The 13364-nt window shown below is 44.9% G+C and carries 14 protein-coding genes; 10 read left to right on the top strand and 4 right to left on the bottom strand.

What is annotated here, in order from left to right; translation table 11 throughout:
- The first annotated feature begins 55 nt into the window (after positions 1-55).
- From B3763_RS13655 to B3763_RS13635, 5 genes are all read left to right on the top strand, one after another.
- Positions 56-1528: a PAS domain-containing sensor histidine kinase gene (locus B3763_RS13655; RefSeq protein ID WP_286747289.1), complete on the top strand. Its 1473-nt coding sequence runs from the start codon at positions 56-58 to the stop codon at positions 1526-1528.
- Positions 1529-1600: 72 nt separating this feature from the next.
- Positions 1601-1846, top strand: a complete 246-nt coding sequence (yidD, locus tag B3763_RS13650) for a membrane protein insertion efficiency factor YidD (protein WP_189629646.1) — start codon at positions 1601-1603, stop codon at positions 1844-1846.
- A 281-nt stretch (positions 1847-2127) separates the two neighbouring features.
- The gene (locus B3763_RS13645) at positions 2128-2580 is read left to right on the top strand and encodes a GNAT family N-acetyltransferase (RefSeq protein WP_286747286.1); all 453 of its coding nucleotides are present in this window, start codon (positions 2128-2130) and stop codon (positions 2578-2580) included.
- Positions 2581-2675: 95 nt separating this feature from the next.
- Positions 2676-3158 carry a VOC family protein gene (locus B3763_RS13640; RefSeq protein WP_229838579.1) on the top strand — a complete coding sequence of 161 codons (483 nt, stop codon included), beginning with the start codon at positions 2676-2678 and terminating at the stop codon, positions 3156-3158.
- A 4-nt stretch (positions 3159-3162) separates the two neighbouring features.
- Complete coding sequence (locus B3763_RS13635; protein WP_286747283.1) at positions 3163-3771, top strand: MCP four helix bundle domain-containing protein; 609 nt, start codon at positions 3163-3165, stop codon at positions 3769-3771.
- Between the two features lie 33 nt (positions 3772-3804).
- Here B3763_RS13635 and surE read toward each other — a convergent pair whose 3' ends face one another.
- From surE to dnaG, 4 genes are all read right to left on the bottom strand, one after another.
- Complete coding sequence (surE, locus tag B3763_RS13630) at positions 3805-4581, bottom strand: 5'/3'-nucleotidase SurE (RefSeq protein WP_189629642.1); 777 nt, start codon at positions 4579-4581, stop codon at positions 3805-3807.
- Positions 4582-4721: 140 nt separating this feature from the next.
- On the bottom strand, positions 4722-5375 hold the full coding sequence (locus tag B3763_RS13625; RefSeq protein WP_286747281.1) for a hypothetical protein: 654 nt from the start codon (positions 5373-5375) through the stop codon (positions 4722-4724).
- A 62-nt stretch (positions 5376-5437) separates the two neighbouring features.
- Complete coding sequence (ribB, locus tag B3763_RS13620) at positions 5438-6586, bottom strand: 3,4-dihydroxy-2-butanone-4-phosphate synthase (protein ID WP_286747279.1); 1149 nt, start codon at positions 6584-6586, stop codon at positions 5438-5440.
- Positions 6587-6635: 49 nt separating this feature from the next.
- On the bottom strand, positions 6636-8549 hold the full coding sequence (gene dnaG, locus B3763_RS13615; RefSeq protein WP_286747277.1) for a DNA primase: 1914 nt from the start codon (positions 8547-8549) through the stop codon (positions 6636-6638).
- Positions 8550-8661: 112 nt separating this feature from the next.
- On the opposite strand from dnaG, the gene B3763_RS13610 reads away from it, so the two are divergent.
- The 5 genes from B3763_RS13610 to B3763_RS13590 all read left to right on the top strand — a co-directional run bounded on the left by B3763_RS13610 (position 8662) and on the right by B3763_RS13590 (position 13235).
- Entirely contained in the window at positions 8662-9756 is a 1095-nt protein-coding gene (locus B3763_RS13610) for an Mrp/NBP35 family ATP-binding protein (RefSeq protein WP_286747275.1), read from the top strand.
- Between the two features lie 5 nt (positions 9757-9761).
- Positions 9762-9998, top strand: a complete 237-nt coding sequence (locus tag B3763_RS13605; RefSeq protein WP_286747273.1) for a NifU family protein — start codon at positions 9762-9764, stop codon at positions 9996-9998.
- Positions 9999-10283: 285 nt separating this feature from the next.
- On the top strand, positions 10284-11066 hold the full coding sequence (locus B3763_RS13600; protein ID WP_189629637.1) for a PASTA domain-containing protein: 783 nt from the start codon (positions 10284-10286) through the stop codon (positions 11064-11066).
- Position 11067: 1 nt separating this feature from the next.
- Positions 11068-12930, top strand: a complete 1863-nt coding sequence (locus B3763_RS13595) for a T9SS type A sorting domain-containing protein (RefSeq protein WP_286747272.1) — start codon at positions 11068-11070, stop codon at positions 12928-12930.
- Positions 12931-12932: 2 nt separating this feature from the next.
- The gene (locus B3763_RS13590; RefSeq protein WP_189629635.1) at positions 12933-13235 is read left to right on the top strand and encodes a rhodanese-like domain-containing protein; all 303 of its coding nucleotides are present in this window, start codon (positions 12933-12935) and stop codon (positions 13233-13235) included.
- The last annotated feature ends 129 nt before the right edge of the window (positions 13236-13364 follow it).

Below are 13364 nucleotides of genomic sequence, written 5' to 3'. Positions count from 1 at the left end.
CCTCAACAGACATATATTAAGCTATAATTCAACAGCTTAACAATAAACGAAAGGTATGGCTACAGATGATTTCATGAATAAAATTGCCCCATCCGTTGTAGAAGAACTCCCCAATAACTTACTCATAGTAAACACTGAGGGCGAAATTGTATTCGCCAATCACCGAATAGAGTCCACCTTTGGCTATAAGCCCAGTGAGCTTAGGGGTAAGAAAGCAAGCATGCTTGTGCCAGGCTACTTCACCAGTATGAATGCCGAAAAAAGAGTGGAGTATTACAAAAACCCTACTCCCTACACAGTGGGCAATGGAGTGCCTGCCGTAGGCTTAAGAAAAAGCGGAGAAGAGTTTCCTATGGAAATTGGTCTCTCTCCCTTTCAAACTGAGCAAGGCACTTTTGTTTCGGTAATTATACTGGATATCACGGAGCGCCATAAAACCGAGGCCGAACTGGTGAAAAAGAATGAACTACTGGGGCTTGCGGAAGAGCTGACTCAGGTTGGTCACTGGCAATGGGATACTGTGACCAATGAGGTTATCTGGTCCGACAATCTTTATACCCTTTTCCATCAAAGTAGAGAAGAAGATCTTACATACGCCACTTACTTTAGCTATGTATATGAGGAAGATAAGGAGTATGTGACTGAACAGGTTGAGCGTATAATCCGGGATAAAAAATTCTATGATTTCTTTCATCGAATAAAAACCGGCCAGGGCCAGATTAAAATTATTCATCTGGTGGGTAAGGTGTTTACCAATGCCAGGGGTGAGGTTATAGAAATGATAGGCACCTGCCAGGATGTGACTAAGCAAAAGGCTGACGAGAAGAAGCTTGCAGAATTTAATCAGCAGTTGCTGGACAAGAATAAGGAACTGGAAAACTTTGCCTATGTGGCCGGCCACGACCTCAAGGAACCCCTCCGCACCATGAGCAGTGTGTGCAACTTACTGCAAAAGAAACATGGCGGCTCCTTCAATGAGGAAGGAGAAACCCTCATAGACCTCATGAACAGCAGCGTAAACCGAATGAGCAAGCTCATTAGTGATCTGCTGGACTATAGCCAAATAGGTATAGACCGCACGCTCGTTACTGCCGACTGCCAAGAATTGGTGGAAGCGGTAACAAACGATCTTTCACTGGCCATTGAAGAAGCACAAGCCAAGATAATTATAGGGAAACTACCCGTGATACAGTGTTACCGAACCGAGCTAAGATTGTTGTTTCAAAACCTCATTTCTAATGCGCTCAAATTTCATAAAGCGGATACTCCCCCAACCATTGAGATTTCTGCTCAGTTGGTTGACACTTTCTGGAAATTTGGGGTCAAAGACAATGGCATTGGTATCGATAAGGAAAGTAAAACCAATATTTTCAAAATCTTTCATAGGCTTCACAGCTACGATGACTACCAGGGCACGGGTATAGGCTTGGCCCATTGCCAGAAGATAGCCGAGCTTCATGGAGGTACCATATGGGTAGAATCTGAACTTGAAAAAGGCAGTACGTTTTTCTTTACCATTCCGCTCTGATTCGCACCAATACTATCGCGTAAACTACTTAGCAATTGTTGCTATATCTAAGCACAGCCCGTATCTTTCAGCGTGCGCAAATTGCTAATCGCTATTTTCATTTTTCCGGTAAAAGTTTACCAATATGCCATCTCCCCCATGTTGGGAGCCAATTGCCGCTACTCCCCCACCTGCTCCTCTTACACGGTTCAGGCCATTAAAGAATGGGGGCCTCTCAGAGGTTCCTGGATGGGCCTGAGAAGGTTTAGTCGTTGCCACCCCTGGGGAGGCCATGGCTACGACCCGGTGCCCAAAAGAGAGGGACAAAGGTGGTTTTAGGATTAACAGTTGCTAGATGTAATGATGACCAGTTCCAAATAAAAACCAACCATACCTTTCGCTAAATAAATGACTCTCTGAACCTGTAAACCTATTGTTCACGGCTGACGGGTTATCACTATGCTGCTCTTCTACTTGCCATGCCTGCTCTTGTCCTCTTAAAGACCGGAACAATGCGTTGGTCGTTCGATATTGACATTCACATGACCATTTCTATTACATCCCTTGTCTGCAGGTCATTTTATGTCGTTTGCTTCAGTAACCCACAAAAAACGAATAATATGAAAACGGTTTTCAGACCTTTCGCACAGAAAGATTATTCTTCCATATTAGCGATGATAATCAAGCTTTACCGGGAAGACGAAGGGTCTCATTCGGTAACAGCAGAAAAAATTCAAAGAACGTTTTCCATGCTTGCCAGCGAGCCCCAAAGAGGCACCATAATGGTTATGGAGCAAGACGGAAAACTTATAGGTTATGCCATTCTTATAAACTTCTGGAGCAATGAGTTTGGAGGTAATATCCTTGCCATCGATGAGCTGTTTATTGAGTCTCACTACCGCTCACGGGGAATAGCCTCCCGTTTTATTGATTATTTGGTTCAATCACGCTTTGCTCAGGCAGTAGCTCTCCAGCTCGAAGTGACTCCCACCAATACTAGAGCCCTTAAATTGTATAAAAGGCTTGGCTTTGTTGCTCATAAAAACAACACGTATGATCTATTGTTGAAATAGCAAATAGCTACCTGCCGGTCGTTTCAATCATACTCTTCCAATCACAGAAGACTTTTATTATTCCTTTTTTTATCTCAACTTAAGTCATACATTTTTTGTCTGGTCTCACTGTGTCAGGAAACCCTTATACCGTAAAGAAAAAACATAGTTCGGCAGCCATGAACGGACCGTATACATGCTTATGGTACAACAACGAAGCCCAACAGGCCGCTGAGTTCTATTGCAGTTTGTTCGAACACTCCGAACACCTCGGAGGCAATGGTTTTATGGCGTTATTCAGGCTCAATGGCCAGCAGTACATGGCCATGAATGGAGGCCCAACCTACCATCTCAACCCTGCCGTTTCGTTGGTAGTGGAGTGTGCTAACCAGCAAGAAATTGATCACTATTGGGCAAAACTAAGCGAAGGGGGCAACCCGGGACGTTGCGGCTGGCTTACAGATAAATTCGGATTATCATGGCAGATTATACCATCCGTTTTGGGGCGGTTAATGACCGATCCAAAAACAGCTCCCCGAACGCAAAAAGCCCTGATGCGAATGACTAAAATAGAAATTGACGACTTATATAAAGACTAAACTTATGAAGTGGACATACGGCATTCAACAAAAGCTAACGGCTGCAGGTATTCTGGCTGCAATTATGGCCCTAATACTTTTTAACAACCTTTCGGAAAGAAGAAGATTCAAAAAACTTGAAGAATCTATTTCTTCTATTTATCAGGACCGGCTGTTGGTTGAAAGCTATATTTTTAAACTCTACAACAACCTACAACAGCAAAACGATTGCCTGCTGGGCAGCAGTGAGCAACTCACCGCCCAGTTGAACGACCTGAAACAAGAACGACAGCAACTGCTTAGTCTCTATGCCAAAACCTACCTGACTCCGGAAGAGAAAAAACACTTTGAAGCACTAAAAGCTACTTTGGCCCGGTTCGATCAGCATGATGCCAGTCTTGAAAAAACAGCAATGAATCAGGAAGCCATAGAGCACCTCAATGCGCTTTCCACCATTCAGACCGATGAGGGGGCTTCGCTATACGATCAGTCTGAAAGCCTTATTCTGGGCAGTTTAACCTCATCTCAACTGGAAATGGGCATTATTATTTTTCTTGGTATCGTCATTCAGGCCCTGGTATTTTCATCGAAAAGCCTAAAACCCAAACCTTTTAAGCAGCACCATCTCAACTAAAGCCACAGTGCAAAACCAGTAACTCTTGATGGTCTAAATATCCCAATCGTCATTGATTTGGGCAATGCTATGATGGGCCGTCATATCGTATTGGCAAGGCACCACCGCCACGTAGTTGTGGTCTACGGCCCACACATCGGTATCTTCCCCTTTGTCATTATTCACAAAGTTTCCGGCCAGCCAGAAGTACGGACGTCCGTATGGGTCTTTTCTATGATCGAACTCTTCTTCCCAGTGGGCCTTGGCCTGTCGGCAAATTTTTATGCCCTGAATACGCTGATTCTGTTTGGGAGGAAAGTTTACATTAAGAGCTACTCCTTTGGCCAGGCCTTTGGAAAGCACCTCTTGGGCTATCTTCTTTACATAGTCTCGTGTGTGCGAAAAATCGGCATCATGGCTAAAATCGGCCAGTGAATAGCCTATGGAAGGGTAGCCTTCTATAGCTCCTTCAATAGCAGCCGACATCGTGCCGGAGTACAATACACTCACAGCCAAATTGCTTCCATGATTGATACCACTAACCACCAGGTCGGGGTTTTTCTCTTTTAACACATGGTGCTTGGCCAGCTTTACACAATCGGCCGGTGTGCCAGAGCACTTGAAGGCCTTTATGCCCAAATCATCGAACAAATCGGAAGGAATAAGACGTAGTGGTTCGCCAATCGTAATGGCATGCCCCATACCCGATTGAGGACTATCGGGGGCCACCACAATTACCTCGCCTATTTCTGACATTACTTCAGCCAACACACGAATACCGTTAGACACAATTCCGTCATCGTTGGTTACTAGAATAAGTGGTTTTGACATGCCCTAAAGATATTGGATATAAGATTGAGAAACACAAACTAAGTGCTAGTTTGACAAAGTTTATGGCGACTTCCTATCAGAGAAAATAAAGGTAGAAGGTGCTGACCTCTTTACGGCCAGAAGCATTTAATGGCTTACGGCTAAAGGGTGTCCAAACTATTGTAATAGTCCACCAGACGTTTAAGGTCCAGAAGTTTCTCAACCTTGAGTTTTTCTTTCTTAATGTATTTTCGTAGCTCAGAATGGTGGCTATCGAAAGCCTTGATTACATCGCTTCGGCTATTGCCCAACTCTGTCAATTCTGCGTTTTCATCAATCAACCAAAGCTCATAGGCCAAAAACTGATAGGTCATAAGGCTGGTGGCGGGAATATAATACGGATCGTAAATGCTTCTTCTGTAGATGGACCGATTGGCACTACTTGACCGGGTAGCAATAAATTCACGGGCTATAAGCGAGACCTTTCCCTGAGCAATCAGTTCAAAAATACGGGGTCTACGGTAGCCTGTTTCATTGAGTACAGGAATGGAGTAGAACGTTCTTACACCGGCATTGGGGCCCGCACTTATCACAAACGATTGGAACTGGCTGGCATTGAGGGTAGAAATGCCATTCTTATCGTTTTGCTTAAGGAGTATTACTTCTGAGTTGAGATCATACTTAATTTGTCCGCTAAGCACACTACCATCGGTGAGCGTTACCTGCCCTCTATGAAATTTCTGACTAGGAAATTCCTGTGCTTGCAAAGCAATGCAAGCCAATAGCCATACCGAAGAAATCAACCATTGTTTCATCACTACATTAAACAACGGATATGGGGTGGAATGTTACAATCCGGCAGAAAAAATAAGCAATTTCAGACCTTTTGTGTCTTCTTCATAGGTACGTACTCAAGAATTTCAAGGCCATAGCCTATCAACCCTACCCTTTTCTGCGGGTTATTAGAAATGAGTCGTATTTTAGAAATGCCCAAATCGCGGAGTATTTGTGCACCCACACCATAATCTTTAGTGTCCATTTTCACTCCAAATTTTCTGCTCAGGGGTTCATCGTTAATGCCCTTCTTCTGAAGCATCTGCATTTCATGAATAAGTCGCTGGCCACGGGAGTTTTGATTCATGTAAAGAACCACCCCCTTGCCTTCTTCTTCAATCATGCGCAGAGCATGTTTGATGGGGTTACCGGAGTCGAACTTGAAACCGAAAATATCGCCAAGTGTACTAGACGAGTGCACTCTTACCAGTACCGGTTCATCTGGCTCCCAATTACCCTTTACCACGGCCAGATGCATCTCGTTGGTGTTAATTTGCTTATAGGCCTGCAAATGAAAATCTCCGTACTCGGTGGGTAAATCAATACCTAAATCGCGCTCAATAAGACTTTCATTCTCAAGCCTGTAGGAGATAAGATCTTCTATGGAAACCAGCTTTAGGTTAAAGCGTTGAGCTACCTTCACCAGGTCAGGCAAACGGGCCATGCTACCGTCTTCATTCATTATTTCCACCAGTACTCCGGCAGGGCTCAAGCCGGCCAATCGAGCAAAATCCATCGAAGCTTCTGTATGACCTGCCCTTCGCAACACTCCGCCTCTTTTGGCTCTTAAGGGAAAAATATGTCCGGGTTTACCCAGTTCTTCAGGACGTGTGTCGGGGTTTACCAGTGCCTTAATGGTTTTGGCTCTGTCTGAGGCAGAAATACCCGTGGTGCATCCATGGCCAATCAGATCCACCGACACTGTGAATGGCGTTTCATAGGCGGCCGAATTATTATCTACCATTAGATTGAGTCCCAGTTCGTTGCAGCGATCTTCAATAAGTGCCGCACAAATGAGGCCCCGGCCATGGGTGGCCATAAAATTGATGATCTCGGGGGTTACTTTATCGGCTGCGCAGATAAAATCCCCCTCGTTTTCGCGGCTTTCATCATCTACAACAATAATGATCTCGCCATTCCTAATGGCTTCAATAGCCTCTTCTATGGTGTTGAGCTTAATTTCTTCAGACATACTCTATAAAAAGCGATGCAAAGGTATAAAGTTCGGGGAGCCTAAAAAATTAAGACGATATCACAATACCCAACTCATCGTCAATTTCTTTGAGCATCATTTTCAGGTGTTTATGCATTGTCATAAGCTCTTCTTGTTCTTCCACGCTCTTCGACTTTTTCAGGGTTTCTTCATTTTGTAGTATGAGCGACTCCAGTTTTTTTCGTTTCAACCTTAAAATGGCCGTGTAAGCAGCACTTGGCAGGTCTTCCGATTCGTGCATTGTAGAAATACGGTGCTTCTTCTCCCAACCTTCACTTACAAAATACTTCATTTCCAGCAGGTCTATAACCAACTGACTCATGGTAGGGTTTTCAGGACCGATGAATATGTCGGGTTCTATTTTTTTTCCTTCATCTACTACCTGAGCGGCCAGGTTCAGGGTTTCTTCAATAGACTTATTTTCGAAATTAATTGTCTGAGTCTCGCCAAGAATAAATTCGGCTATGGTCATTTCTTCATCAAAGGGCTCATTGCCATAATTAACCACCAAGCGCAGGCACTCGCGCTCTACAGGATAAGCCAGCGACTGCAGGTTCGGTTTGGGTTGTTTAGCCTCGGTTAGAGGCAGGTCTTCCGGTTCCGGAGGTTCTGGCTGAGCCCTATCCTTTCGCTGCTTCTTAATCAGCAACTTGTTCAGTTCGCTCAGTAACACCTGTTCTTCTACATCGAGCAAGTCAGCGCAAGCAGAGATATAAACCGAACGCTTTATTCCATCGGGAATCAGGGAGATACTCTCAATAATTTCACGAATTACCTGAACCTTCTTAACCGGGTCTGTCTGCTTGCCACCATCCGTTAAGATGTCTGTTTTGAAGGTAATAAAGTCGCGAGCATTGGTTTCCAGATATTCCCTGAAAGCATCTGAAGTCATGCTTCTGGAAAAACTATCGGGATCTTCACCGTTAGGAAAAACCACCGCCCGCACGTTAAGGTCGTGCTCCAGAATCATGTCAATTCCTCTGAAAGAAGCCTTGATCCCGGCACTGTCTCCATCGTATAAAACGGTGATATTCTTGGTGTACCTGCTAATGAGCTGCACCTGTTCTTTGGTGAGGCTGGTACCGCTCGATGCTACAACATTTTGTACACCGGCCTGGTGCATGGAAATCACATCGGTATAGCCTTCTACCAAATAGCAAAGATCTTCGTTGCGAATGGCCTGCCTGGACTGATGAATACCATAGAGAATTTTACTCTTGTGGTAAACTTCTGTTTCAGGCGAATTGATATACTTGGGCTGTTTCTTATCGCTGCGCAACGTTCGGGCACCAAAGGCTATTACCTTGCCCGCCACATTCTGAATGGGGAACATGACCCTGCCCCTAAAGCGGTCGTATATCTTGCTCTCCTGCTTTAAAATGAGACCGGCCTTTTCCAGCAATTCTTCCGAATGCCCCTTCTTTTTGGCTTCTTTGAGCAGCCCGTCCCACACATCGAGCGAGTAGCCCAGCTCGAAGGTCTTAAGCGTTTGCTCGTTGAACCCTCTTTCTTTGAAATAACTCAGACCTATGGATCGACCTTCGTCTGAATCAAAGAGTTGTTTCTTAAAGTATTCGTTGGCAAAATTGAGCACAATAAACAGGCTATCACGCTCATTCTGGGCCTGAATCTGCTCATCGGTCTGCTCTTCTTCCTGTACCTCTATGCCGTACTTTGCGGCCAGATACTTCAGGGCTTCAATGTAGTTGATGCCCTCCACTTCCATCACAAAAGTAATGGCATCGCCCCCTTTGCCGGAGCTAAAGCATTTAAAGATTTCTTTGCTGGGGGAAACGTAAAATGAGGGGGTCTTCTCGTTGGTAAAAGGACTCAGTGCCCTATAGTTGCTCCCCACTTTTTTCAGGCTCACAAAGTCGCTAATGACATCGACAATGTCTATGCGGTTTTTAATTTCCTGAATGGTAGACTCACTAATTGCCATAACGCGCTTCAAATATAGAATGATTGTAGCGGTAAACCTGAACTAATATAGCGAACAGATGTTTCTATGAATGTCGGGCGAAAGCCTTTAATTTGCACCCAAATTTGTGAAGATGGCATTGACGAAAGAAAGTGTTTTAGCGGCACTCAGGCATGTTCAGGATCCGGACATAAAGCAAGACCTGGTTACGCTGAACATGATTCAGGATATTGAAATTAATGGAAACGAGCTTGCTTTTACAGTAATGCTCACTACTCCGGCCTGCCCGCTGAAGGAGCTCATCAGAAAAGACTGCGAACAGGCTATTGCCACACATATTGGCAAAGATGTGGTGGTAAAAATAACCATGAGCTCGCACGTAACTTCAGCAAGAGACAATGCTCCACTGTTGCCGGGAGTTAAAAATATTGTTGCGGTAGCTTCCGGTAAAGGCGGTGTTGGCAAGTCTACCGTAACGGCCAACCTGGCTGTGGCGCTGGCTAAACAAGGAGCTAAAGTAGGTGTAATTGATGCCGATATCTTTGGTCCTTCTATGCCCACCATGTTCAATTGTGAGCATGAACAACCGGGCATTAAGAAAGTGGGCGATAAGAACCTGATTGTACCCGTACAGCAATATGGCGTAAAACTTATATCCATTGGTTTGCTTACCCCTGCAGAAAATGCGGTGGTTTGGCGTGGCCCAATGGCCAGCAGTGCCCTAAAACAATTTATAGCCGATACGGAATGGGGCGACTTAGACTATCTCTTTATAGACCTGCCTCCCGGCACCAGCGATATTCACCTTACGTTGGTACAAACTGTGCCGGTTACAGGAGCTGTATTGGTTACTACTCCTCAGAAAGTAGCCCTTGCCGATGCTCAAAAAGGGCTTAACATGTTTCAGCAGCCGCAAATCAACGTACCGGTGCTTGGAGTGATAGAAAATATGGCTTACTTTACACCCGAAGAACTGCCTGAAAACAAGTACTATATCTTTGGCAGAGGTGGCGGAAGAAAACTGGCTGAAAGACACAAAGTGCCATTTATAGGAGAAATTCCTCTGGTGCAAAGTATTCGCGAAGGTGGTGATGTGGGTTATCCGGCTATTATGCAAGACGATGTAACCGGAGAGGCCTTTCTGAAAGTGGCAGAAGCTACCGCACAGCAAATAGCCATAAGGAATGCCGAAAAGGCTCAAACCAAAAAGGTTGAAATTAAAGTTTAAAACATATGCTCGAAAGAATTGAAGAAGCACTGGAGAGAATAAGACCTTTTCTCATTGCCGATGGTGGCAATGTAAAGGTGCTCGAAGTGACAGACGATTTAGTAGTGAAGTTGGAGCTCGAAGGAGCCTGCGAGTCTTGCCCCATGTCGCATATGACCATGAAGGCCGGAATTGAAGAGGCTATAAAAAGAGATATTCCTGAAATTAAGCAGGTGGTGGCCGTGAATGTGGCCGAAGCGTAAAGAACTGAATAATCACCACTAAAGAGACTGCCTCAAAAGCTTAAAACTCGTCAGTCTGAACTTGTTTATCGACTGACAGGAAAGTACAGGTTGAACCTACCCAGCTTTAGAGACAGTCTCTTTTTCATTTTGTTGTTACCCAATTAAACTCATCATCAATTTACCTCAGCAGTTCAATGAATTGAACAGCCTGCACTTGTCACTTTCACTTATTAGTTATCTTTGCTCGGATAATCACCATTAGGTATAAAATGAAATGTGCGATTGGCCGTTTAAACTTTGAAAATGAGTAAAAAACCCTTCACCTTCCTTCGATTTTTTAAACACATTGGCATAATGGCCGGCATTGGCATTGTGGTACTCCTTTTTTTCTTCTACATATACCTGCCTGCCACTACCAATCATAACGAAACCATTACTGTGCCCGATTTGGTAGGGAAATCCTTTACCGAGATAGATGATTTTCTTACCAATCGAAACCTTCGCTATGAGGTTACTCGTGATTCGGGATATTCAGCCGATTTTGACCCTGAAGTAATACTTAGTCAAAACCCCAAGGGGGGAGCCAAGGTGAAAGAAAACAGGAAGATATACCTAACACTTAATGCCAACGTGCCTCCTCAGGTAAAAATGCCTAACCTTATTAATACAGACCTGCTCAATGCCCGCGATATTCTGGAAAGCAATGGACTTGAATTAGGTGAAATTTCTTATGTACCCGATAGACGCGAAAATGCGGTTATCGCACAAAAGTATAACGGTGAAAATGTAGCTACCGGAACATTGGTTTATAAAGGCTCTAAAATCGATTTGGTGATAGCCGATGGTGAAGGGGTAAAACGCTTTGCTACACCGGACTTTTTGGGCAAAACGTTGGAAGAGCTCAAATTTCAGATCGAAGCCTCTGGACTGAGGCTGGATGAGGTAAATTACGTACTCAACGATACGGTGCCTCCGAACAGAGTATATAAGCAGTTGCCCCCCATAGGAGCTATGATAAGGACAGGCGACCTAATTGAGGTGTGGATAAACAGCAAGAAGCCTGCTACTACCAACAACGACCTATAGAGTGAATAAAGCAGCCTGGCTCATCGGTTTTCTATGTATAAATCTGCTCTCTCAGGGGCAGATAATAGAAGTACCCTTGCCGGCCCAAAACAGTAGTAAAAGCCAAATACAACCACGGGCAAGTCAGGCAACCCAAGTGCTGAGCCTGCCTTTTTGGGACGACTTTTCAACATCGGGGTTTGTGCCCTCAACGCAGCTGTGGCAATCGCCAGAAAATGTAAGAGTGAGCAGCAGTATTGGTATAAACGCTCCCACTCTGAACGTTGCTATTTTTGACGGTGTTGGAGCCAATGGTTCTCCTTACGATGCCAATAGCCTGATTAACGGAGCCACGGATCAGCTCACCTCGCAACCCATCAATCTGGCCAATTTGCCGGCCAGTCAGCAAGACTCAGTATTTTTAAGTTTTTTTTGGCAGGTAACCGGCCATGGTGAATTGCCAGATGAGAACGACAGCCTGGCCCTACAGTTTAAAACTGCCAACGATACCTGGGAAAGTGTATGGTCTACCAGAGGAGGCAAAAACCTGGAAACCGGAGAGTTCTTTCAGCAGCTGGTAAAAGTACCTTCTCGCTTTTTTCATGACAGCTTCCAGTTTCGGTTTCAGGCCTACAGTCGGTTGTCCGGAGCCTTTGACACCTGGCTGCTGGATTATGTCTACCTTAATGATTCGCGACACCCTGATGACATTGCCTATAGAGACCGCGCGCTTACCAGGCGCCCGAGCTTTCTTACTGCCCCCTATTCGGCCATGCCCACCGAACAATTTTTTGCCAATCCTTCACGGTATCTTATAGAAACCCATGCCGAATTCTATAACCTTAACTCGGAGTTTCAGCCTATTCAGTTTTCTACTATAGTTAGAGACCTTGTAGCCAATGAAGAAATTGAAGTTTTAAACGACAACAAACTGGCCAATCCACTACCAGGTGCCTTTGAACGCAGAACTTTTACTTCGCGAGCCCTCAATGCCAGCAACCTCAATGCACTGGCCGACTCTCTTTGGCTGGAAACCACCTATTACATTCGCTCAGGAGACAATTACTTTATTGAAGACATAAACCCCGGGGTTGACACCACCTTCAACACCAATATAGACTACCGGCTTAATGATACCGTTCGTATAGTGACAGTACTCGATGACTATCTGGCCTATGATGATGGTGAACCTGATTTTGCAGCAGGCATCAACCAACGGGGAGGCAAGCTGGCCTATTCCTTCTCCTTGGAACAAAAAGCATTGCTCACTCATATTGACATTAATTTTCCGTTTGTTCAACAAGCCGGCCAACCCATAGAGCTAATGGTTTGGAGCCGCTTGGATAATGACCCGGAGTCTGTTCTTTTTCGGTCGTCTTACAGTGTTTTAAGACCTGCCACCATTGGAGAGCTAAGGAGCTACAAGTTGGAGCCCCCCATCTTTGTACAAGACACTATATACATAGGGTTCGAACAGGCAACCAATGAGTTTTTGGCTGTCGGCCTGGACAAAAACACAGATACCGGCAATCGTATGTTCTACAATGTAAGTGGCCAATGGCGAGAGAACGAATATGTGAGAGGTAGCTTTCTGATGCGACCAAGGTTCGACAAGACCATTGCGGCCAATACTCCCGGCAGTGAAGCCGCCCCCAGTGAACCTATAAAAGTGTACCCTAACCCTACAGAAGGTGTAGTATTTATTGAGGGAGAACTCAGCCAACTACAAGTTTACGACAACTGGGGGCAGGAAGCCAGCTATCAGCTCAGCACCGTTACCAATGGCGTTAGAGTAGACCTGAGCATGAACAAAAAAGGCATATATTTGCTGCGCTTTAGGCAAGGAGGAAAAGTAAGCTATAAACGAATAATACTAAAAGACTAGGCATGGAGAACATCACCGTAAAAGAGGTTAGTGAGCGACTGGCCAATGGAGAATCGTTTCACTTCATCGATGTACGCGAAATCTGGGAGTATGAAGAAGACAACCTCGGTGCTAGAAACATACCATTGGCTGAATTGCCAAACCAACTGGAAGAGTTGACTTCGTTAAAAAATGAAGAAATAATAGTGCATTGCCGCTCCGGAGCCCGTTCAGCTCAGGCTCAGATGTACCTAAAGCAGCAAGGTTTTACCCGAGTGGTGAATATGACAGGCGGCATAGTGGCATACCGCGAAGCCGGACTCTAAAAGAGTTTCATCCAGTCGTTTACTGACTGATTATGGTAAGTATTGAGCCCTAAAGCCGCAGCGGCATTGATGTTGCTGAGGTTATCATCGATAAACAGCCCTTTAGAGGGAATCAACCCATGATCATCC

This window comes from Roseivirga sp. UBA1976 (assembly GCF_002336325.1).
In the GTDB taxonomy this organism is placed as follows: Bacteria; Bacteroidota; Bacteroidia; order Cytophagales; family Cyclobacteriaceae; genus Roseivirga; species Roseivirga thermotolerans.
This window is presented reverse-complemented; position numbering and strand designations above follow the sequence as displayed.

Bases quoted from the DNA above. Each gene is read 5' to 3' on its own strand.
- B3763_RS13600 (WP_189629637.1), top strand. From the start codon at position 10,284: ATGAGTAAAAAACCCTTCACCTTCCTTCGATTTTTTAAACACATTGGC.
- B3763_RS13655 (WP_286747289.1), top strand. From the start codon at position 56: ATGGCTACAGATGATTTCATGAATAAAATTGCCCCATCCGTTGTAGAA.
- ribB (WP_286747279.1), bottom strand. From the start codon at position 6,586: ATGTCTGAAGAAATTAAGCTCAACACCATAGAAGAGGCTATTGAAGCC.
- B3763_RS13610 (WP_286747275.1), top strand. From the start codon at position 8,662: ATGGCATTGACGAAAGAAAGTGTTTTAGCGGCACTCAGGCATGTTCAG.
- B3763_RS13590 (WP_189629635.1), top strand. From the start codon at position 12,933: ATGGAGAACATCACCGTAAAAGAGGTTAGTGAGCGACTGGCCAATGGA.
- B3763_RS13645 (WP_286747286.1), top strand. From the start codon at position 2,128: ATGAAAACGGTTTTCAGACCTTTCGCACAGAAAGATTATTCTTCCATA.
- B3763_RS13635 (WP_286747283.1), top strand. From the start codon at position 3,163: ATGAAGTGGACATACGGCATTCAACAAAAGCTAACGGCTGCAGGTATT.
- B3763_RS13605 (WP_286747273.1), top strand. From the start codon at position 9,762: ATGCTCGAAAGAATTGAAGAAGCACTGGAGAGAATAAGACCTTTTCTC.
- dnaG (WP_286747277.1), bottom strand. From the start codon at position 8,549: ATGGCAATTAGTGAGTCTACCATTCAGGAAATTAAAAACCGCATAGAC.
- surE (WP_189629642.1), bottom strand. From the start codon at position 4,581: ATGTCAAAACCACTTATTCTAGTAACCAACGATGACGGAATTGTGTCT.
- B3763_RS13625 (WP_286747281.1), bottom strand. From the start codon at position 5,375: ATGAAACAATGGTTGATTTCTTCGGTATGGCTATTGGCTTGCATTGCT.